Raw genomic sequence first — 21,967 nt, 5'->3', positions numbered from 1 at the left:
CCCCATGCTTCGTTGTCTGATCCGATGGAACAGACTGGTACCAAAACATAGTTTACATAGCGCTAACGACTGTTTGCCGCTGCCTTGCGGCGCAAGATGCGGGCGACGCCCTCAGCCGTAATTGGGTGCGCGCTTTTCCATCATCGCGGCGACACTTTCCCGGAAGTCGGGCGACTGCAACTGATCCACGAACAATCTGCCTTCAGCCTGCATCTGGTCGGCAATCTGATCGCGCTGATTCCGGATCAGTGATTTGGATTGCCTGAGCGCATTGGGCGCCGAACTGGCAATATGCAGTGCAATCTGCCGTGCCGCTTCCTGTAGCTCCCCGTCCGGAAATATCCGGGCAATCAGCCCAAACCGCAAAGCCTCCTCAGCATTCAACGTACGCCCTGCAAGTAATATGTCATTGGCGACAGCCATGCCCACGGCGGCGGGAAGCAATAACGACGATGCGGCTTCCGGAACCAGGCCGAGTTTTACAAATGGTGCATTGAACGTGGCGCTTTGCCCGGCATAGACCAGATCGCAGTGCAGCAACATGGTGAGCCCCACCCCGATGGCCGGACCATTGACCGCAGCCACAACGGGTTTCGGACAATCCCGAAGCGCATGGAGGAAACGCGAGACCGGCGGAATCTCATCCTGATCCGCGCCTCCGGTTGAAAAATCCTGCAGGTCATTCCCGGCGGTAAACATGTCGCCCGCGCCCGTGATGACCAAGGCCCGGACGTCCATATCCTGACCATAGTCCGTGATCGCCTCGGCCATGGCGGCATACATGTCCTGCGTGATTGCATTCTTTTTGTCGGCGCGCGCGATCGTCAATGTGGTGACGCGGTCGGCGGTTGAAAGATCAATATTGTTGCTCATTGCGGGTGGTTTTCCTTGTGTTTCCTTGAGGTCTGGGTGGCCACAATTTCATCGGCATTGCTCGCCACATGGTTGAGAAATCGGGCGATAACTTCCTGTTCTTGGGCAGAAAACGGCTCGAGAATGCTGCGATTGATCCGTTTGGTTCCGGGCAATGTCGACCGGACAAGATGGCGCCCGTGATCCCGGATATGGATTTCAAAACTGCGCGCATCGTCCGCGCTCTGCCGGCGCGACACCAGCCCCTTTTTCTCCATGCGATCGATCAGGCCGGTAAGGCTGGACTTGCCCATTTTCAGCTCCCCGGCGATCGCGGAAATCGGCGCGCCATCATGCTGCATCAATATGAGCAGGACCGCATGCTGGGAGGTCGACAGACCGACTTCCTCGCCGAGGAACCGGTCCGCGGCCCGAAACAGGCTGCTATGCGCTTTTTGCATGAGATGGAATATTCTGGGTTGCTGCATAATTTATTTCGTATGTGAACTAAATATAAGTACGTATACGAACTATTTTTCAAGAGTCAACACATGGATCAGAGTCTGTCGGCCTGGCGCGATCCAGGCAGATCTAGGGATGCGTCAATTCGGCAGAAGCCGTGGAACCTGACATGATGAGAACCATGTCAAACCCGTGAACCGTCTTCATCAGGCTGGCCGATGCGCCGGATCGGGGGGACCGCAATATCGAACGCAGCGGCCGCAGGTCGATCAGCGTATACTTGTCCGGCCAGGCTGCGTCATAAAGCGGCCTCGCCGCCTTGGCATAACCGTCTTTTGCCGGTGCCGGACGATAGCTGAATTGCGTTGGATCGAACACCGCTGTCTGCGCGTTCAGCCCCGGCAGGACCAGGACACTGAATGCCTTGCCTCCCTCCAGTGTCGCGATTTCGTGGAGCATCGGTCCCAGGTCGAAGACTTCGGTGAAGTTTCGTCCGCGCACGAGATGCGATGCGCCCAGTTTGACCATGACCCGGGGGGTTTCGCCGCGTGCTTTTTCGGCGGCCCAGTGCTTCAGAAAGTTGGACCTGATGAGCGCGCTGCGCTGGGCGTTGGATTCCAGTATTTGGCGGCCGACAAACAGACGATTGATCTCCAGTGTCTGTTGAAGCGTGTTCAGTAACTGCTCGGCCTGCCCGCTGCGTTCCGGCCAGGCGTCTTTCACCGCCTGGACCAGTTCGGGATCACCGGAGAAGCTGAAAATATATTGCGGGCCGCGCGTCTCTTCATATTTCTCCCAGGAGGCATCCGATGCGTTGCGCAGTGCTGCGAGTTTGACCACCGCCGCTTCCGGCTTGTCCATTTCCTCCAGCGCCGACAGCAACAGCCGCTCGCTTGCGACTTCATAGTCCACGCCCCACAACAGGGGTTCCGAAGAACCGGAACTCGCCCGCACATCGGCCAGAAATTGCGCTTCCTCGCGCATTCCGAAAAAGGCCGGTTCACCACCCGGCCGGGCAAACAGATTCCGCAACCCGTCAATGCCGCCCTTTCGCAGTGTTTCGTCCATGTGGGACGCCACATACGGCGACACCTCAATGACAAGTTTTGCATAGCCGGCGGGCTGTAACTGCTTGAAAAGGGCGGTTGCCAGCTCGGGATTCTCGGCGATGCCATGTTCTTCGCCGATCAGGAAAAACTGCGCCTTGCGGCCTTCTTCCAGCAGCTTGTCCATGGCCGGACCGGAAAAGGTCTCGCCGTCATATTCGAGGGCCAACCGGTGGAGCTTTCCCGCTTCGGCCAGTTTCTTGGCATAAGCCGGAACGTCTTCCGCACTTTCCGCCATCACCGGCACCGTCGGCGCCAGACAGGCCAGCAAGGTCGCAGATACAATATTGGCAATAGGCTTCATGGCATCCTCCCGCATATCAAAGATGATCTATAGTGTATTAATACACTATTACAGTATGTCAATCCATATGGCAGAACCAGTGCGTCAGTCCCTGATTCCCAAAAACCGGAATGTCTGGCCCAGGCTGTTGAATATGCCATGGGCAAAAACGAGCGGCAGGATGTTCTTCCGGCCAAACCAGATATAGAGAAGCGCGAAAGCCAGTCCGCCGGCACCAGTCACTAGGGCGCCGTGCATCCCTGATAATAATAATGCCGATATCCGAAGAAGACCGATGAAACCAGCGCGGCCGCCAGATCGGCTTTCCATCCGCCACCCAGCGCGGTGCTGGTGCGATCGATGACAAAGGCCCGAAAGAGCAGCTCTTCGAAAAACGAGCCATGTGTCCAGACCAGTGCCATGATCCCGATATAGGCCGGAAGATTTCCTTCGACATGGTCAAACCGGCCAGAGGTTCCGACATCGGGAAAGAAGCGGACGGCAACGAAATCCATCAACTGGGTCGCCAATATAAAGGCGGCCATGGTGAGGATCGTGAGCCCCGCTATCCGCAGCCAGTTGTCCGGCCAGCGCAGTCCCAGATCTGACCAGCCCCTTCCCCTGCGCCGCAAGAGGATGGTGCCGACAATCATCGCGCTGAACGTGGATGCCGGACCGGCATATAAATAGCTGAACGGAAGCACCGACTGCTTGACGATCACCAGAACGGCAATGATGATCGCAAGGTCCTGCCAGGCGCCGGCATGGTTTTCTCGCCGGGCGGGAACGTGTCTCTCGGTTTCCAGGATTGATTCTGACATGGGGACTTTCTCTGATTGATGGTGTATTATTCATATATAACACCTATTCGGAAAGACGCAAATCTGCCCTTCGCACCTCCTGCTTTTCCGCGTCCGCAGCGGGACCGCCATGACTTTCCCGATATGTGTGCGATGGGAAGCCAGCGAGCGGAGAAAACATTCTTCCATCCGGCCGACGCAACTGGTTGACATGTTCAAATGGTCTGGCCTAAAGGCTCCCCCCTACCCCGTGCCCAGATGGCGGAATTGGTAGACGCGCCAGCTTCAGGTGCTGGTGTCTTTCGGGACGTGGAGGTTCGAGTCCTCTTCTGGGCACCAGATTTCCCTTCCAGCAGCCTTTTGCCAATCGTGAATTCGGCGCGCTGACTGCCATGCCCTCAAGGCGTCTCCGCTGGCTCGGCTTCCGGTTCGTCCTCTTCGCCGCCACCTTCGCAGTCCGGACCATTGCATTCGGAGGGCGGGACCCACAGGTCGTCATTGCCCATTCCCGTGACCGGTTCCTCGATCAGCAGCGTCTCTCCCAGATTCTCTGTTTCCCCGAACTGGATGATGCTGGTCTGCATCGGATCCATCGTGACGTCTGTTTCGGCCGGCGTCACCTGTTCCTCGACAATATCCTGCACCGGATCAATGGGTTCGGGTTCCGGAGTGGGCGTTGGTGTAGGCACCGGTGTTGGCGTGGGTGCGGGAGCCGGAGTTGGTGTAGGCGTTGGCGTTGGCGCAGGTGTTGGGGTTGGGGTTGGTGTTGGGGTTGGTGTCGGTGTTGGCGCAGGTGTTGGGGTCGGTGTCGGCGTCGGAGTGGGTGTGGGTGTGGGCGTCGGGGTTGGCGGCAGACAGGCTCCCGGATTGGCCAGGAGACAGCCATTGACCGTGGAATTTGGCGCCGCACTGCTGAGCAAGGTGAAAACGGGAATGGCATCGAAGCCCGTCTGACCTGCGACCAGGCCATTGAACACAATATCCAGATCTGCTGGTCCGGAACCGGCAACGAAAATGCTCGCCAACGTCGCGCCTCTCCGGTCATCAAAGTCGGTGCCGGGTACGCTGTTTTGAACCAGAAAACTGCTTCCGGCGACGATTTGTGCATTGCCGGCACGAATGAAACCGTCCGGAATATTCAGCCCATCGCTGTCTGCCAGCCGGGCATCCGTGTCGGCGAGCGTCAACAGGCCGATATCTGTCAGTGCCTGATCCGTCATCACCAGGATATCTTCCCCGGTGAGCAGCAGACTGCCGGACTGACCAAAGGCCCCCGCGCCGTCGGTCAGCTCAATCAGACCGCCCTCCGCGTTGATCCGCAGCTGCTCCAGTGCCACCAGCTGTAATCCCGTTCCAGCCGTCACGTTGCTCAGCGTGAGCTCCCCGTCCACCCGCACCGACTGTTCAGAGGTGAACAACAGGAAGCCCGCCTGCCCGATATTCCCGGTTCGCCCGGAGCCGAGATCACCGGTATCGGCAGCCAGATCCTGAATGACCAGATCCGGATCAGAACCGCCCGTGGCGGTCACAAATACCGAAAGCGAGAGCCCGGACTGGATGCGCGAAAACTCGGCATTTGACAGACTGAACACACCGGTGGTTCCGGTGCCGCCAAGGATCGCCCGCTGTGAGCCGTCGCTGTTGATCAATATCGTGTTCGTGCGAGCGAATTCGCCCAGCTGTCCGGAACCGGCAATATTGATATCAGCCGACGACGTGATGATCGTCGTGCCGGACGCGAGCGCCTGGATATCAAGCAGATTGCCCGCGACCAGACCCAGCGCACTGCCGGCCTGGATATCTCCGGATATGGTGACATTCCCCAGGGACGATGCTGCGATGCCATCACTGGCCTGGGCGCTCAAAATGTCGAGATTGCCATCACTGTCGAGATCAATACTGCCGGCGGTGGCTTCAGCCTGCACATCAAATCCGCTGGCCGAATTCAGAAGGACATCGGCTCCGGTAGCATCGACCGTGCCGGTCAGATCAATATCGCTGCGGACCGCAACCCGGTTCCCGCTTGACGTCAACGTGGCGCTTGAACCGGAAATATTGTCCAGTTCAATCCCGAGGGCACCTTCAACCGTAATCAGGCCCGGTCCCGCGGGATCGGCTGAGACTGTCCCCCCATCGACCAGTCCGCCGGTGCTGGTCAGCGAAATATTCCCCAGAGCGCGCGCTTCGTTGAACAGGATGTCGCCATTGGCAAGGATGGTCAGATCACTGCCGGCGGCATTGAGGCTGCCAAAACCAATATTGGTCTGGGCATCGAGATCAATCTCGCCGTCTACCGTGATCGTGCCCGTTCCGGAAATCGCTCCGGCGGTCGCGGTGACAAAAAGATCCGTGCCGATGGTGCCATTGTTCAGCAGAACCGATGTGCCGCTGATTCGGCTCGTGGTTCCGGACCGCGTATCGTCGACAACTACGGCAGCAGCGCCATCTATCAGTACCTCCCCGCCCGCTTCCACCCGCCCGAAACGGGAATCCGCCAGGGTAATCTGTGCGCTGATATTTCCGTCGGCCTGCAGATCGGTGAGATCAATTTCCTGCGCGACCAGCGTGATGTCGCCATTGCTGGAAATATCGCCGCTGCCGATGTTGCGTCCAATCCGTCCACCATTGGCCGTCAGGTCGATGCTGTTGGCCGATGACAGACTGTCAAACAGGATATTGGCCGCGCTGATGAAGTTAATGTCCGGGGTCGTGGCGTTACCAATCGCAATATCTGCACCGTTCAGATTCAGGCTGCCCGGCGCGTCGAGATCGCCGCCCAAAATTGCGTCGCCGGCGTTCAGATCGATCGACGTGGCGCTGGTTGCACCGGCAAAGCGGATGGCGCCTCCGGCATCGACCGTAAAGGCGGACGGTGTCGCCGTGCCGCCATTGATGATGCCAAAACCTGCATCGCCTGTTGCATCGAGATTGACAACAGTACCGACATCGATAGTTCCATTGCCGTCAATATTGCCCGCCGTAGCGTTGAGCGTCAGCGATGTGCCGATATTGCCGCTGTTGACGACAACCGAAGCACCCGTAACCTGACTGGTGGTGCCGCTGACCAGTTCGTCGGCGGCGGCTGTTCCAGTCGCCGCGAGCGTAATGGTTGTGGGCGTTTCCAGACGGCCGACATTGATGGCGTTGGCATCCAGATCAATCAGTCCGCCGCTGGTAATGTCGCCGGGGCCATTGTTCAGACCAATCGTGCCACTTGGTGCGGAGAGGATGATCCGGTTGGGACCGGTCAGGGAGTCGAACAGGATATTGTTTGCGTTCAGGAAAACATCCTGTGCCGTAACAACATCTCCCACCGCGATTGTTCCATTAACGGCGTTCAGCGTGATGTTGTCGGTAATGCCGGGCACATCCCGGCTGAACATTGAACCCCCGTTGATATCCGTGCCGGCATTGAAAATAATCTGTGACTGACTGGTATTGGCGCCTGTGAAGCGGATATTCCCTCCGGCATCCGCGGTGAATGTATTGGCTGCCTGAGCATCTGCAAAACGAATGTCGGTGACCGCATCAAGATTGATCACCCCAGCTGAAATGATGTCGCCGTTAACGGTCAGCGACGTACCCGTTGCCTCGAGCGCAAGGTTCCGCACATCTGCGGCCCCCAGCGTTACTCCAGAACCGCGGACTGTTGCGCTTCCGGTATCCGTGTTAACCGCGCCAATATCTGCGGTTCCGGATGCCAGTATCGTGGCGGCGGACACTGCATCCAGAATGCCGGCATCGATATTGACCGCGTTGATCGCAATACTCTGGGCGGAAAAGATATCACCCGTGGTCACATCACCAGAGAGGGCGTTGAGCGTTATGCTGTCCGTAATCCCTGGCACATCTGTCGTGAACATCGAACCACCGTTGATATCGGTACCGGCATTGAAAATGATCTGCGACTGGGTGGTGTTCGCTTCGGTGAAGTCAATCGATCCTCCCGCATCAGCAGTGAACGTATTCCCCGCAGTCAACGCACCAAATGTGATGTTGCCGGTGGCATCCAGATTGATGAGACCGCCAACGTCAATTATCCCGGTTCCGTCGACATCACCATTTGTCGCGTTCAGGTTCAGGCTCCGGCCGACAGTGCCGTTGTCGAGGGTGACGAAAGCGCCGGTCAACCCTGCATCAAAACCGCTATTGGCCGTCTCGATATCTGTGCTCTGGACCGCAGTTGCATTGAGAAAGCTTGCCGCGTCCAGTAAGCTGGCGGTAATATTGTTCGCCGTCAGGTTGAGAGCCTGAGCAGATATTGCAGAATCAATCTCGATATCATTGGCCGCGACCAGGCTGATACTGTCGGTTATTCCCGGAACATCCTCGCTCATCAGTGACCCACCAATGATACTTCCGCCAGCATCAAACAGGATCTGGGACTGACGGGTATTCGCTGTTGTGAAACGGATGTCGCCTCCGGCATCGGCGGTAAATGTATTGCCCGCCTGCGCACCGGCAAAAATGATATCGGTGACCGCATCGAGATTGATCACTCCAGCCGAAAGAATATCTCCGGTGACCGTCAGATTTGTGTCGGTGGCATCGAGTACGATGTTTGCGGTGTCGGCCGAGCCCAGGGTAACGGATGTTCCGCGGACGGTTGCAATAGCCGTATTTGTGTTGATTGCGCCGACATCTGCGATCCCCGTGGCGAGAACAGTGGCATTAGACTGAGCATCCAGAGTGCCGGAACTGACATCGATGCCGCGGATGATGATGTCTTGAGCCGAATCTATATCTCCCACTGTCACATTTCCGGTGAGCGCGCTCAGCGAGATACTGTCAGTGATACCGGCCACATCTCTGCTGAACAGCGACCCGCCATTGATATCGGTCCCGGCATTGAAGATGATTTGCGACCGGGTGGTGTTGGCCTCGGTAAAATTGATCGAACCACCGGCATCGGCCGTAAACGTATTACCCGCGGTCAGGGAGCCGAATGTGATATCGCCACTGGCATCCAGATTGATAAGAGCGCCGACTGTCACGGTCCCGGCAACGGTGAGATCCGCGTTGGAAGCGGCAATTGACAGATTCCGGTCAATGGAACCGTCAGCCAGATCCACGAAGCTGCTCGAGATTCTCGTATCCAGCCCGCTGTTGACCCTTCCAAGGTCTGCAATCTGGGCAGCGTTGACGGTGAGAAACACATCGGCGTCGAGCAAGCGCGCCGTGATGTTATCCCCCGTCAGATTGATATCCTGTCCGGAGACCACGGTATCAAGGGTGATGTCATCGCCGGCATTCAGACTGATGCTGTCAGTTATTCCCGGGACATCGACACTCATCATCGAGGTGCCGGTAATATTGGCCCCGGCATCAAATATGATTTGTGCCTGACTGGTGTTGGCGGTGGTGAATCGGATATCGCCGACTGCGTTGGCGGTGAAGGTGTTTCCGGCCTGCGCATTCAAAAAATCAATATCCGTCGCCGCATCCAGATCGATAAGGCCCGCCGAATTGATGTCTCCGGTAACGGTCAGTCCGGCGATGATAGCGGTCAAAACCAGATTGCGTGCGTCTGCCGAGCCAAGCAATACAGAGGCACCGCGCACTGTTCCGGTACCGGTATTGGTATTCACCGCGGTCACATCTACCGTGCCGGATCCGAGAGCGCTGGCGAAGGATTCCGCATCCAAAACACCGGCATCGATATTGATGGCGTTGATGGTGATCGCTTGCGCGGAGGAAATATCACCCACTGTTACGTTTCCGGTGGTCGCGTTTAGCGTGATACTGTCGGTAATGCCGGGCACGTCGGTGCTGAACATCGTGCCGCCATTGATATCAGTCCCAGCATTGAAAATGATTTGGGCCTGTGTGGTGTTTGCTTCAGTGAAGTTGATGGAGCCACCGGCATCGGCTGTAAAAGTATTGCCGGCGGTCAGCGATCCGAACGTGATATCCCCGCTGGCATCCAGGTTGATAAGGCCACCGACGTCGACTGTGCCTGTGACATTCAGGTTGGCATTGGCCGCACTGATCGTCAAGCCACGGTCAATCGAACCGTCCGCAAGATCGACCACGCTGCTAATGATGCGGGCATCAAGCCCGCTGTTGACGGTCCCGAGGTCCGCGACCTGGGCTGCGTTGACATTGAGAAAGACAGCCGCATCGAGAAGGTTTGCGGAGATATTGTCCGCAGTCAGATTGATATCCTGGGCGGAATTCACCGATGCCAGAATAATATCTTCGACGGCTGTCAGACTGATGCTGTCTGTTATGCCGGGGACATCGACACTCGTCAGGGAGGTCCCGACAATATTACCACCAGCATCGAAAATAATCTGCGACTGGCTGGTATTGGCCGTGGTGAACCGGATATCGCCACCGGCATCCGCCGTGAACGTGTTACTCGCCTGGGCGTTGACAAAGCTTATGTCGGTGGCCGCGTCCAAGTTGATCAGACCTGCCGAAATAATATCACCCGTGACCATAAGAGAGGTGCTGGTGGCATCGAGAATTAGATTACGTGAGTCGGCTGTACCCAGCGTCACAGACGTGCCGCGCACGGTCGCAGCGCCCGTATTGGTGCTCACTGCGGCAACATTCGCTGTTCCGGTTGCAAGAACATTGGCAACCGATTCCACATCAAGCGAACCCGTATCGATGTTGATGGCATTGATGAAGAGACTCTGAGCCGAGGTGATGTTTCCCACCGTCGTATTTCCGGTAGCGGCGTTGAGCGTGATGCTGTCAGTGATCCCCGGAACATCGGTGGTAAACATCGAACCGCCATTTATATCGCCACCAGCATTGAAAATGATCTGGGACTGGAGCGTGTTGGCTTCGGTAAAACTTATCGAGCCTCCGGCATCGGCGTTGAAAGTATTCCCCGCGGTAAGGGAACCGAAGGAGATATCGCCGGTGGCATCCAAATTGACGAATCGGTCAATGCTGATTGTCCCGGACCCGACAATGTCTCCGGCGGTCGCATTCAAAATCAGATCAATTCCGGCCGTCCCGGAACTCAATCCGATAGATGCCGCTGTAATGCTTGTGTTCCGATCTGAAACCACGGTGTCGACGATCGCCGAACCGGTTGCATCAATGGTTATAATATCGCCCGCGAACAACCGCCCACCAACAAAATCCCCGGTGACAATCGACAGGTCGTCGTCCGCGAACATGTCGGTGCTGTTGGTCAGGTTCCCGCCGCTGATCGAAATATTGGCATTGCGTCCAGAAACAATGGTTTCGTCAATCTGGTTCTGGGCCACGTCTCCGCCAGCACTCAGAATGATGTTGCCATCCCGCTCAAGAGCATTGACCGCGGCTGCGTAACCGGCGGATCCGGCAATCAGCATGGTCAGGGCCTGGTTTTTGGGAACCGCAACCATGTAGATCGTCTGATTATCCGCATCTCCGGAACGGGCCGGACCGGTTGTTACGCCACTATGGTCGATCCCGGCGGAATCGCTCGTCCCTATGCCAACGCTGATATCGAAGAGGCCCTGGTTGATTGTCAGGACCGCTTCATCGGCCGCAACATAGGCAATAGACCCGTCCGCATTGATATTTCCGTCCTGCTCGATCCGCGGCGCCACAATCGCCACATAGCCATTGGCATTGATTGCTGTGCCCGCCGAAACGGTAACCGTCGCATTGGTCTGGCTGACACCGGTAAAATTGAGCTCTGCTCCGCCATTGTCGATATTGTCGAGCGTACTGGCGGACAGGACCAGACTGCCGACATCGAACTGCGAGGACGCCCCGGTAATGATCCCGCCGGGACTGTAGAACCAGATGTCGCCCCCTTGCGCACCGCCGGTCGAACCCAGGCGGCTGTCAACTGTGCCATTCAAGGAAACAGGGCGAAAAGTACCGCCTGTTCCCGCGGTCGGCAAAATCCGGTTGAGAACCGTATAGCCATTGGCGGGACCGACAAATTGCAAGGTGGAACCCGTGTCCAGAACATTGACCGAATTGCTCGTTTGCTGGGGTGTCTGGACGTCGAGGGTTGACCAGTTAATGACGGTCTGGGCCGTTGAAAGCGTCACAGTATCCAGATTTGCAGTGGTATCGTGAATGCCATTGCCCTGGGCAAATGTCGGACTGGCCTGAAATGCCTGAGTAGGTGATACGACCGGCCCGGGCGCCACTTGCGCCTGCGCTGTCTGGGAGTTCCACGCCAGCATGAAGGCGATGGTGGCCAGACCGCCCAGTCGCAAACCACCGCGTCGCACACCGCGATTTACAGGTGTTCTGCTATGATTGGAGTCGCAAAAAAGCGGTCCTGTCGGTACGCGCGCAGTTGTCATAAGGCCCCCATGCCCTCTTCTCGGCGCGACCCGACAACGGTATTACAAATCGATTCTTCACCATGTTTAGCAAAGAATTCGGTTTGTTACCGAATTTTTTTGCCACAGATCATCATGCAAGCGCCCGCAGAGGATGGTTTGGCTAATCCATCCGGTTAGGGCGCAAGTGATCAGGCAGGTGCAATGCGGCCAAAATAGTCCGAAATCTCGGCCAGTTTCTTGAGGTCCGCATATTTTTGCTCGAGGTCGAAGAGATTGGCGGACTGAACCTGCGGATCCCGGTCACCGCAAGCTTCGGACACCACGATGGGACGAAATCCGTTCTGCAGGGCATCCAGTGTGGACGCCCTGACGCAACCCGAAGTCGAAAAACCTGCAAGCAGGCAGGTATCGACCCGCAGCATGTTGAGCGTCGATGTCAGACTGGTCCCAAAGAAAGCACTGGGATATTGTTTGGTGATCACCAGCTCATCGTCTGCCGGTTCAAGACGCGGGTCAAAATCGCCAAGCGGATTGCCTTCATCAAAAACAGAAAGCACCGGCACTTTCTGGTAAAACAGTCCACCGTCAGCACCTCCTGGCCTGTATTCGACCCGTGTCCAGATTATCGGCACATTTGCTGCCCGTGCCATTTCTACCAGCTTCCGCATGGACTGAAACGCATCTTCGGAACCGACATAGAGCGGCGCATCCGGCTCAATATAGGCACGTGCAACGTCGATCAGTATGACCGCTGGCTTCAAACCAAAGCCGAGATTTCCGCCAAATCCTGCGGCGCTGTAATCGTCTGTCAGTTCGGACATATTCGGGGCAGGCTCCTTTCAAACATTGTCGGCTGACGGCCGTCCCGATTTCCTTAGCGCAGCCGCCACCGCATTGCCATGCCGGGGAGGCACAAGATCAGCGGATACCCGTCTGATGGACATTCCCGTTTAGCAAGGCAGCCATGCGTCGGGTATCAAGCCTATTGTCAGACCTTGATCAATTCGGGATAACTGCAGCCATGCCAGACAAAACGATGACGCGAGACAAAAATGAAATGCAGATGCTGGAACTGCTGGAATCCAGATTGCGCTGGCTTTCGTCCTGGACCGTCCACAACGCCAATCACATCCGGGAAAAGCGGGACGGACTGAAAGTCGGAGGCCATCAGGCCAGCTGTTCCTCGATGACCGCGATCATGGCCGCGCTGTATTTCCACGCCTTGCGTCCCGGCGACAAGGTGGCGGTCAAGCCGCATGCAGGACCTGTGCTGCACGCCATTCATTATCTGCTGGGAAATCAAAGCCGGGAAAAACTGGAACGCTTCCGCGGGCTGGGCGGCGTGCAAAGCTATCCGTCGCGAACCAAAGACACGATCCCGGTTGACTTTTCCACGGGTTCGGTTGGTCTCGGTGTCGCAATCACCGCCTTTTCCAGTCTGATGCAGGATTATCTGATTGCCCATGGCCAGATGGAAGAAAGCGACGCCGGGCGCATGATCGCCCTTATGGGAGATGCGGAGCTGGACGAAGGCAATATCTACGAATGCCTTATCGAAGCCTACAAGCATGATATTCGCAATTGCTGGTGGGTGGTGGACTATAATCGCCAGTCCCTCGACAGCACGACCGCAGACCGGATGTTTCGGCGGTTCGATGATATTTTTGAAACCTGTGGCTGGCGGGTCGTCACCCTGAAATATGGCAAACGCCAGCAGGCAGCATTCCGGAAACCCGGCGGGAAAACACTGGAGCAGTGGATAGAAAGCTGCCCCAACGCGGATTTCGCCGCACTGACCTATCAGGGCGGCCCGGCCTGGCGCGAGCGATTGCTGGCAGATATTGGTGACAAGCCCAATGTCCGGAAACTGCTGGCGAGCTTTGATGATGACGCTCTGGCCGATCTGATGACCAATCTCGGCGGGCATTGTGTGGAAACCCTTTCGGATGCCTTCGATGCCTGTGATGACGACCGGCCAACCCTGTTCATTGCCTATACGGTGAAGGGATTTGGTCTGCCTCTTGCTGGCCACAAGGACAATCACTCGGGCATGATGAATCCATCCCAGATGGATGGCTATCGCAAAAGCCTGGGCATTGCGGAAGGCTCCGAATGGGAGCCCTATGGCGGTCTCGGAGACAATGCGGCAGCGCAGTTAAAAGCCTTTGTTGAAGACAGCGCGATGTCACGGCAGCAAGCGGAAATGGAAGCAGACCCGGTTCCGGTTCCCGCCCGGTTCGCCATTCCGAAGGGCGAAGGACAGTCGACCCAGGCCGCTTTCGGCAAGATATTGCTCGATCTCGCGAAATCCGGTGAAGAAATCGGCGACCGGATCGTGACCACGGCGCCCGATGTCACCCAGACCACCAATCTCGGCGCGTTTGTCAACCAGCGCGGCCTGTTTCGCCGGCAGGAAGTGACCGACGTTTTTCAAAAAGCCCGGATTCCTTCCGCCCAGAAATGGGCCGCCCATGCCGCCGGACAGCATATCGAACTCGGTATTGCAGAGAACAACTTCTTCCTCATGCTGACATCAATGGGACTGACGGCACCGCATTTCGGCACCCGATTGCTGCCGGTGGGTACAGTCTATGACCCCTTCATCGCCCGCGGGCTCGATGCGCTGAACTATGGTTGCTACCAGGATTCCCGTTTTCTGCTGGTCGGCACGCCCTCCGGTCTGACACTCGGCCCCGAAGGCGGAGCGCACCAGTCGATCAATACGCCCCTCATCGGCATGGGTCAGCCGGGCCTCGTCTATTTCGAACCGGTCTGGGCAGATGAGGTAGCGCTGATGATGCGCTGGGCTTTTGATCACATGCAGCAAAAGAACGGCAGCTCGGTCTATCTGCGGCTGAGTACCAGAGCCATACCCCAGATCGAACGCACGGATGACGGCTGGGAAGCGGATGCGCTGAAGGGCGGTTACTGGCTCAAAAAACCCGCCCCCGGTTCCGAAGCCGCGATCATTTTCTCCGGTGCCATCGCCCCCGAAGTGCTCAGGGCATATGATAGTCTGGTGGATGATATCCCGGGGCTCGGGGTGCTCAATGTGACCTCTCCCGATCTCCTCCATCGCGGCTGGTCAGACCAGTGCGCTGGTCGCTGGACCGGGAGCGGCGCAGCTCCGTGCCATGCCGGACAATTGCTCGGCGAGCTGTCACCGAATGCCGGACTGATTACCGTTCTGGATGGTTCACCCTCTGCCCTGTCCTGGCTGGGTGGCGTGCGCGGGATGCGGGTCAGTCCTCTCGGGACCGACCGTTTCGGACAGACGGGCGACCTTCCCGATCTCTATGCCACCTATCGGGTTGATCACAACGCCATTATCGATGCAGCGGCAGAACTGTTTCTCGGCTGATCGTCTGTTCGCGACGCAACAGCATTGCCAATCGAGTCATTTTCCACCACAGGGACAATGCGCGTCACGAACAGGCTAGTATTGCCGTGAGAAGCGGGAGGCAGAATTGGCAGACCAAAATCGCGACCTGCCGCAGGTGGCCGATCTCTATGGGGAACTGCAGCTCACCGAACCGACGCAGAAGAAAACCATCGCAACTCTGTTGCCCGGCCTGGCGCTGGTCGCAGTAGTTGCCATGGCAGCTCTGTGGCTGAGCGAACATTACGGACCGCCGGCTATCCTGATGGGTCTCCTGATTGGCCTGGCACTGAACTTTGCCAGTGCCGACCGCCGTCTGTCTGCGGGTCTGGATTTTGCCTCCCAGACATTGCTGCGTGTAGGCATTGTGCTGATCGGCATGCGCATTACATTTGGGGAGATCTCCAGTCTCGGTATCACTCCCTTTGCAGCGCTTGCCTGCATCATGGCAATCGTGATGATTACGGGAATGCTGGCATCCAGACTTTTCAAGCAGGATGTGATGTTCGGGCTGCTCGCCGGTGGTGCCACGGCCATATGTGGCGCTTCCGCTGCCCTTGCGCTGTGGAGCATCATCGGCAAGGACCGGATCAGCCAGTCGCGCTTCACCATTGTCCTTCTCGGCACCACCATGGCAAGCGCTGCCGCGATGACATTCTATCCGGCGATTGCGGGGTTGCTTCGGCTCGATGACACGCAGGCCGGATTTTTGATCGGGGCTTCCATTCATGATGTCGCGCAGGCCATTGGCGGCGGTTTTTCCTACTCGCCGCAGGCTGGTGAAGTGGCCACAGTCGTCAAGCTGTCCCGCGTCACGCTCCTTGCACCGATCCTGATCATCGTGGCGCTGATGCTGCAAAAGTTTGGCAGCAGTGATACCGGCCCGGAAGCAAAGGTCGGCCTCAGACAGGGCCTGCCATGGTTCATCATCGGCTTCATATTGCTCGTGGCGCTGAACAGCGCTGTTGCGCTCCCCGCGCAAATCGTCACCACCGGCAACCAGGCCGCCAGCATATTGCTGCTGTTCGCGGTCATCGCGGCGGCGATCAAATCGAACCTCGCCGGTTTATTGTCGCACGGCTGGACATCTTTTGGCCCGATTGCCGTGACGACTGCCATGTCATTCGCACTGTCATTGCTCGCCGTTCAGCTTCTCTGACCAGGCGGGAAGGACATCTTGGGCAAGTTGCGAAAAATTATTTTCCTTTTTGCGCCCTATGGTCAAATATTTTTTGACTTTTTCAACAAACCTCCGAACCTCTGACAATGATTTTCGGATTGAACGGGGTATTTTTGAGAAAATTTTCACTACAGGACATTCTCATGAAGCTTTTCACTGAACATCCCCGCTCTGTCGGCGAAACCTATTCCGAACATTTTGTCATGGCATCCAGCTTCGGCATACCCATGATCATCACGGGTTTTGCCTGTCTGTTGCATGGAATTTTTCCGTTCCTGTTCGAGCGCACGGGAAGCAATCTGGTGCGGAAACTCTATGACCGGATGGTCACGAACCGGGTCAGAAACCCGGCGGCCCAAACGCCGGATCAGGAATGGGAATGGTGTATCTGACAAACGCTATTCGAGGTCGACACCGCTGAAACAGACAAGGTCATTCACTCTCGCAATTGCCATTGCCCTGCCAGCCAGATAGTCAAAGTCCAATGCCTCCCTCCAGTCAGGCGAAAACACAATGTTTCAAAATCTCCCGCTGTTGAAGCCTGATGCGCTCATGCTCGTTTCCCAGCGATTTCGTGCAGATCCGCGCGAACACAAACTGGACCTTGGCGTCGGAGTCTATCGCGACGCAGATGGAAACGCCTCCATATTGCAAACCATCAAGCAGGCTGAGGCGAAACTGCTGGAACAACAAATGTCCAAGGCCTATTTGCCCGCCGATGGGGACAAGGACTTCGTGCGTTTGATGCGGCAGATGGTACTCGGAAACGATGCCCCTGCCCTTGCCGACCACCGCGTAGCTGCGGCTCAATGCCCTGGTGGAACGGGATCCCTGCATCAGGCCATGGCTCTATTGAAAAAGGCCGGAAATGCGCCCGTTGTCTGGGTTGGCACACCGACCTGGCCCAATCATATCCCGATGCTGCAACACCACAGGTTTGAGATCAGGACCTATGACTATTTCGACCTGGCAACACAGTCGCTGCAATTTGACAGGATGATGTCAGCGCTTGGCGAGGCAAAGGCCGGGGATGTGGTGCTGTTGCACGGCGTCTGCCACAACCCGACCGGCGCCGATCTCGATCAGAGTCAGTGGGCAGCCCTGACGAATCTCGTGGAAGCCCGGTCACTCGTCCCGCTATTTGACTTCGCCTATCAGGGATTTGGCCAAGGCAGTCACGAGGATGCGACCGGTGTTCGCATGATGGCCGAACGCTTGCCGGAAATGCTAATTGCCGCTTCCTGTTCCAAAAGTTTCGGGCTCTATCGGGAAAGAACGGGTATCTTGCTGGTGCTTTGCGAAAACAGCGCCCAGGCAACTGCCACAACCGGAGCATTGCAAACGCTGGCCCGGGTGAATTTTTCCAATCCGCCGGCTCATGGTGCCGAACTGGTACGGATCATCCTGTCCGATGCGGGACTCACGGAACAATGGGCCACGGAATTGCAACAGATGCGCGAACGCGTGGGAGAAATCCGCACGGCTCTGGTTGCCGAAGCGGAAGAACAGTCGCTCGACATCGGATATGTTGCGACCCAGACCGGGCTGTTCACGACCTTTGCGCTGAGCGAAGATCAAACTTCCAGACTGGCCGATGAGCATGCCATTCACATGCCGGGAACCGGGAGGATCAACATGTCCGGACTGTCACTGGCCGACTTGCCCGGCTTTGTGACGGCCCTGAAAGAGACGGGTCTCGATTGACGCTTTTCCGTGCTCATTGGCTAAGGCAAACTGTCCGAGTGCAATTCCGAGAGGGCCGCGTGAACATCGCTGACCACCACGGACCCTTCTCCCACCGCTGACGCCACCCGCTTGACCGATCCGATCCGCGCGTCCCCCACCGCATAGATGCGGGGCCAGGACGTTTCAAAACGGGTCGGCATCCGTTCCAGTGGCCAGCCGGCTTTCACCAGATCTATATTCTCCAGATCGGATCCGGTTTTGACAAAGCCGGATTCCGAACAGCTCATGTCCCTGGGCAGCCATTCGGTAAATGGGGCCGCGCCGATGAACAGGAACACAAACGGTGTATCAAGCCGCTGGGTACCATCTGCCGTTTTCATGTCGATGGCTGTCAGGCGGTCATCACCGTGCAAAGCGGATATTTCGCTGGCGGGATGGAGAAAGATATTCTCGGTCTCTTCGAGCCGCCGTACCAGATATTCGGACATGGTTTCGCGAATATCCTCTCGCCGGTACAGCAAATGGACCGCCTTTGCCGACCTCGCGAGGAAAACCGCGCCTTGCCCGGCCGAATTGCCGGCACCAACGACTGCGACTTCCTGCTGACGGCACAATTGCGACTCCATCGCCGTGGCGCCATAATAGATGCCGCGGCCTTCAAACTCCTGCAATTTGGGCAAGGGCAGCTTGCGATATTGCGCACCCGTGGCAATCACCACAGCCCGGCTGCTGAGTTTGCGGCCGTCTTCCAGGCTCAGCCGGTATTTGTCATCGTCGCGTTCCAGCGAGACGACTTTGACTGGCGCCGCAATCCGGGCACCGAATTTTTGCGCCTGAATGGAAGCCCGGTCGGCGAGCTCCTGACCGGAAACACCCATCGGGAACCCCAGATAATTTTCGATTTTGGAGGATGTCCCTGCCTGTCCTCCGGGGCCCCGGATATCGAGCGTCAGCACGGACAGCCCCTCCGAAGCCGCATAAACCGACGACGCCAGACCGCCAGGCCCCGCGCCGACGACGATGAGGTCGGCGCAAGCGCCGTCCGGCAAGAGGTCCAGACCGAAGGCTTCTGAAATATCGGTCAGTGTCGGCTGCTTTAAGACCAGCGCTGAACCATGGACGACAGCAGGCAAATCGCCCGATCCCAGGCCACGGGCGCGCATCACCTGTTCGGCGAGCTGCTCGCTGTCCGGATCGAGCCAGATATGGGGGACGCCGTGAACCGAGAGCAGGTTGCGCACCGCGAACACGTCGCGGTCATAGCTGCTGCCAATGACGACGACCGCACCGAAACCGGACTCGTGACCAAATTGGCGGCGAGCGGTGAAGGTGCGCACAAAAACATCGGACAGAGCGGAATTCTCGACCAGGATCCGGCGGAAATTGTCATGCGGAATGTGGAGGACTTCACCGCCCTGCCCCATCCGGACCTCGACCAGTGAAGCCTGCCCCGTCAGGACCGTGATATCCCCGGCAAACTGTCCGGCCTCCATCCAGCCCAGCCGCTTCTGGCCTTCATGGGTCTCTGCAATAATATCGGTATGGCCCGACAGCGTGACCAGACAATCCACATCCCGGTCGCCTTCGCGAACGAGAACCGTGCCTTCGTCATGGTGATGAATCTCGCCATAGGCCTTGAGCTCGTCGAGCTGGGCTTCGGAAAAAGTGAAGTTAACGTCCGGGGGAGGTACTGCCATATCTGCGAATCCACTGGCGGAATAGCCACGATCTCAGGTTATGACGGAAGCGGGATATTGCAACCCCCTGCTACGGCAATCGGGCCAGATTGAATGATGGTAGCGCCTGCCAATACTGATCATTGGAAGCGCGGGAATTATGTCCAATAAGACCCGTCAATCTGTCTGGAGAGAGAATATCATGCGTTATCCGAAATTGCTTGAGCCACTGGACCTCGGCTTCACCACTATCAAGAACCGGGCGATCATGGGATCGATGCACACCGGACTGGAAGAGTTGGACGGTGGTTTCGAGCGCATGGCCGCCTATTTTGCCGAACGGGCGGCCAATGATGTCGGCATGATCATCACCGGCGGGATCCTGCCGAATGAGGAAAGTGGCGTCCATGGCGCCCGCATGTCCAACGAGGAAGAAGCGGCCAAACATCGCCTCGTTACCGAAGCCGTCCATGAGGCCGCGCCCGACGTGAAAATATGCATGCAGATCCTCCACCCCGGACCACTGGCCAATAATCCCAACATGGTGGCGCCCTCTGCCGTCCGTTCCCGCATTGCCCGGCATGTGCCCAATGAACTCGACAAGGCAGGCATCCAGAAACAGATCGACGATCATGTCCGCTGCGCCCTGATGGCGCAGAAAGCCGGATATGACGGTGTCGAGATCATTGGATCGGCGGGCTACCTGATTTCCACATTTCTTGTCCGCAAGACCAATTTGCGGGAAGACGAATATGGCGGATCTTACGAAAACATGATGCGCTTTGCGCTCGAGATTGTGGAACAGACCCGCGCAGCAGTGGGCGAAGACTTCATTCTCATTTTCCGCATCGCGGCGATGGACATGCTGGAAGGCGGAATGAGCTGGGAAGAGATTGTCACACTGGGGAAAGCGCTCGAAAAAGCCGGTGTCACCATTATCTCCACCCATTTCACCTGGCACGAAAGCGCCGTGCCGACCATCGCCACCATGGTCCCGCGAGCCGCATTCACCTCGGTCACCGGACGCCTGCGGAAAGAGGTCAACGTCCCGGTAATTACCTCCAACCGGATCAACATGCCCGATGTTGCAGAAGACGTACTGTCACGCGGGGATGCCGACCTGGTGTCGATGGCCCGCCCGATGCTTGCCGACAGTGCTTTCATGCGCAAGGCGATCGAAGGCCGGGAAGACGAGATCAACACCTGCATTGCCTGCAACCAGGCCTGCCTTGACCACACGTTTTCGGGACAGCTGACCAGCTGTCTGGTCAACCCGAGAGCCTGTCACGAGACCATGCTCAACTACCTGCCGACCGAAAATGTCAAACGTATTGCGGTCGTCGGCGCAGGGCCGGCTGGTCTTGCCTATGCCACTGTCGCCGCCGAACGCGGGCACAAGGTCACGCTTTACGAAGCGGCTTCGGAAATTGGCGGGCAGTTCAATCTGGCAAAAACCATTCCCGGCAAGGAAGAGTTTTATGAGACCCTGCGCTATTACAGCCGAATGATTGAAGTGCTGGGCATTGATCTGCTTCTCAATACCCGCGCCGATGCCGCGACGCTCAAGGAACAGGGCTTTGATCATGTCATCGTCTCCACCGGAATCAAACCGCGAACTCCCGAAATCCCGGGAATCGACCATGACAAGGTCGCCGGTTACATTGATGTGATTACCGGGAAAAAGCCGGTCGGCAGGAAAGTGGCCATTATCGGGGCGGGCGGCATCGGTTTTGATGTTTCCGAACTGATCAGCCATTCCGGTCCATCTGGCGCCGTCGACAAAGATGTGTTTGCAAAAGAATGGGGCGTGGACTTCGAAAATCACCCTCGTGGCGGGGTCACCGGTGTCGAACCGGAAGTGGCCAGGTCAGACCGCGAAATCACCTTGCTGCAGCGCAAGGACAGCCGGGTCGGAGCCGGCCTCGGCAAAACCACCGGCTGGACCCACCGACTGGCGCTGACACGGCGCGGCGTGGGGATGATGAACGGTGTGACCTACGAGAAGATTGACGATGCCGGCTTGCACATCCTGCAAAGCGATGGCCAGCCACATCTGATCGAAGCCGATACGGTCATTGTCTGCGCGGGACAGGACCCGCTCAGGGACCTTTATGACGAACTGGAGTCGGCGGGCATGTCCGCCGAACTGGTGGGCGGTGCTTATGAAGCCAAGGAGCTGGATGCCAAGGCCGCGATCAACCAGGCAAGCCGCATGGCAGCGGAGATCTAGAGGTCTTTTGGGGCCTCGCTCCAGATTCGACAAACATTTGGCTTGCTGCAAGCAAGGACCGTTC

The 21,967-nt window shown here is 57.4% G+C and carries 13 protein-coding genes and 1 tRNA gene; 6 read left to right on the top strand and 8 right to left on the bottom strand.

Annotated elements, in window-relative coordinates; translation table 11 throughout:
* Nucleotides 1–111 precede the first annotated feature (111 nt).
* The 5 genes from BUQ90_RS09110 to BUQ90_RS09095 all read right to left on the bottom strand — a co-directional run bounded on the left by BUQ90_RS09110 (nucleotide 112) and on the right by BUQ90_RS09095 (nucleotide 3,524).
* Entirely contained in the window at nucleotides 112–873 is a 762-nt protein-coding gene (locus tag BUQ90_RS09110; RefSeq protein ID WP_074204680.1) for an enoyl-CoA hydratase, read from the bottom strand.
* Entirely contained in the window at nucleotides 870–1,313 is a 444-nt protein-coding gene (locus BUQ90_RS09105) for a MarR family winged helix-turn-helix transcriptional regulator (protein ID WP_204244758.1), read from the bottom strand. Before BUQ90_RS09105 ends, BUQ90_RS09110 begins: the two co-directional genes overlap by 4 nt.
* Nucleotides 1,314–1,443: 130 nt before the next feature.
* Complete coding sequence (locus BUQ90_RS09100) at nucleotides 1,444–2,724, bottom strand: TraB/GumN family protein (protein WP_074204678.1); 1,281 nt, start codon at nucleotides 2,722–2,724, stop codon at nucleotides 1,444–1,446.
* Between the two features lie 84 nt (nucleotides 2,725–2,808).
* Nucleotides 2,809–2,946, bottom strand: coding sequence for a hypothetical protein (locus BUQ90_RS17690; RefSeq protein ID WP_159437080.1), 138 nt, complete (start codon nucleotides 2,944–2,946; stop codon nucleotides 2,809–2,811).
* Nucleotides 2,946–3,524 (bottom strand): CPBP family glutamic-type intramembrane protease, encoded by a 579-nt coding sequence (locus BUQ90_RS09095; RefSeq protein ID WP_074204677.1) that lies wholly within the window; start codon nucleotides 3,522–3,524, stop codon nucleotides 2,946–2,948. Before BUQ90_RS09095 ends, BUQ90_RS17690 begins: the two co-directional genes overlap by 1 nt.
* A gap of 231 nt (nucleotides 3,525–3,755) precedes the next feature.
* Between BUQ90_RS09095 and BUQ90_RS09090 the strand changes: the two genes are divergently transcribed.
* A tRNA-Leu gene (locus tag BUQ90_RS09090) sits at nucleotides 3,756–3,842 on the top strand.
* A gap of 59 nt (nucleotides 3,843–3,901) precedes the next feature.
* Here BUQ90_RS09090 and BUQ90_RS09085 read toward each other — a convergent pair.
* Both BUQ90_RS09085 and BUQ90_RS09080 read right to left on the bottom strand, forming a co-directional pair.
* Nucleotides 3,902–11,770, bottom strand: coding sequence for a hypothetical protein (locus BUQ90_RS09085; protein ID WP_159437079.1), 7,869 nt, complete (start codon nucleotides 11,768–11,770; stop codon nucleotides 3,902–3,904).
* A 170-nt stretch (nucleotides 11,771–11,940) separates the two neighbouring features.
* Entirely contained in the window at nucleotides 11,941–12,573 is a 633-nt protein-coding gene (locus BUQ90_RS09080) for an isochorismatase family protein (RefSeq protein WP_074204675.1), read from the bottom strand.
* Nucleotides 12,574–12,773: 200 nt separating this feature from the next.
* On the opposite strand from BUQ90_RS09080, the gene BUQ90_RS09075 reads away from it, so the two are divergent.
* From BUQ90_RS09075 to BUQ90_RS09060, 4 genes are all read left to right on the top strand, one after another.
* The gene (locus BUQ90_RS09075; protein WP_074204674.1) at nucleotides 12,774–15,113 is read left to right on the top strand and encodes a transketolase; all 2,340 of its coding nucleotides are present in this window, start codon (nucleotides 12,774–12,776) and stop codon (nucleotides 15,111–15,113) included.
* A 106-nt stretch (nucleotides 15,114–15,219) separates the two neighbouring features.
* Nucleotides 15,220–16,290, top strand: a complete 1,071-nt coding sequence (locus tag BUQ90_RS09070) for a YeiH family protein (protein ID WP_074204673.1) — start codon at nucleotides 15,220–15,222, stop codon at nucleotides 16,288–16,290.
* A gap of 164 nt (nucleotides 16,291–16,454) precedes the next feature.
* Nucleotides 16,455–16,703, top strand: coding sequence for a DUF6356 family protein (locus BUQ90_RS09065; protein WP_074205006.1), 249 nt, complete (start codon nucleotides 16,455–16,457; stop codon nucleotides 16,701–16,703).
* Between the two features lie 121 nt (nucleotides 16,704–16,824).
* Nucleotides 16,825–18,015, top strand: a complete 1,191-nt coding sequence (locus BUQ90_RS09060; protein ID WP_074204672.1) for an amino acid aminotransferase — start codon at nucleotides 16,825–16,827, stop codon at nucleotides 18,013–18,015.
* A 20-nt stretch (nucleotides 18,016–18,035) separates the two neighbouring features.
* Here the strand turns inward: BUQ90_RS09060 and BUQ90_RS09055 are convergent, their stop codons facing one another.
* The gene (locus BUQ90_RS09055; protein ID WP_074204671.1) at nucleotides 18,036–19,694 is read right to left on the bottom strand and encodes an FAD-dependent oxidoreductase; all 1,659 of its coding nucleotides are present in this window, start codon (nucleotides 19,692–19,694) and stop codon (nucleotides 18,036–18,038) included.
* A 181-nt stretch (nucleotides 19,695–19,875) separates the two neighbouring features.
* Between BUQ90_RS09055 and BUQ90_RS09050 the strand changes: the two genes are divergently transcribed.
* Entirely contained in the window at nucleotides 19,876–21,903 is a 2,028-nt protein-coding gene (locus BUQ90_RS09050; RefSeq protein WP_074204670.1) for an NADPH-dependent 2,4-dienoyl-CoA reductase, read from the top strand.
* Nucleotides 21,904–21,967 lie beyond the last annotated feature (64 nt).

This window comes from Parasphingorhabdus marina DSM 22363 (assembly GCF_900128895.1).
In the GTDB taxonomy this organism is placed as follows: domain Bacteria; phylum Pseudomonadota; class Alphaproteobacteria; order Sphingomonadales; family Sphingomonadaceae; genus Parasphingorhabdus; species Parasphingorhabdus marina.
The sequence above is the reverse complement of the archived record's forward strand: the minus strand, read 5'-3'. Positions and strand labels throughout refer to the sequence as shown.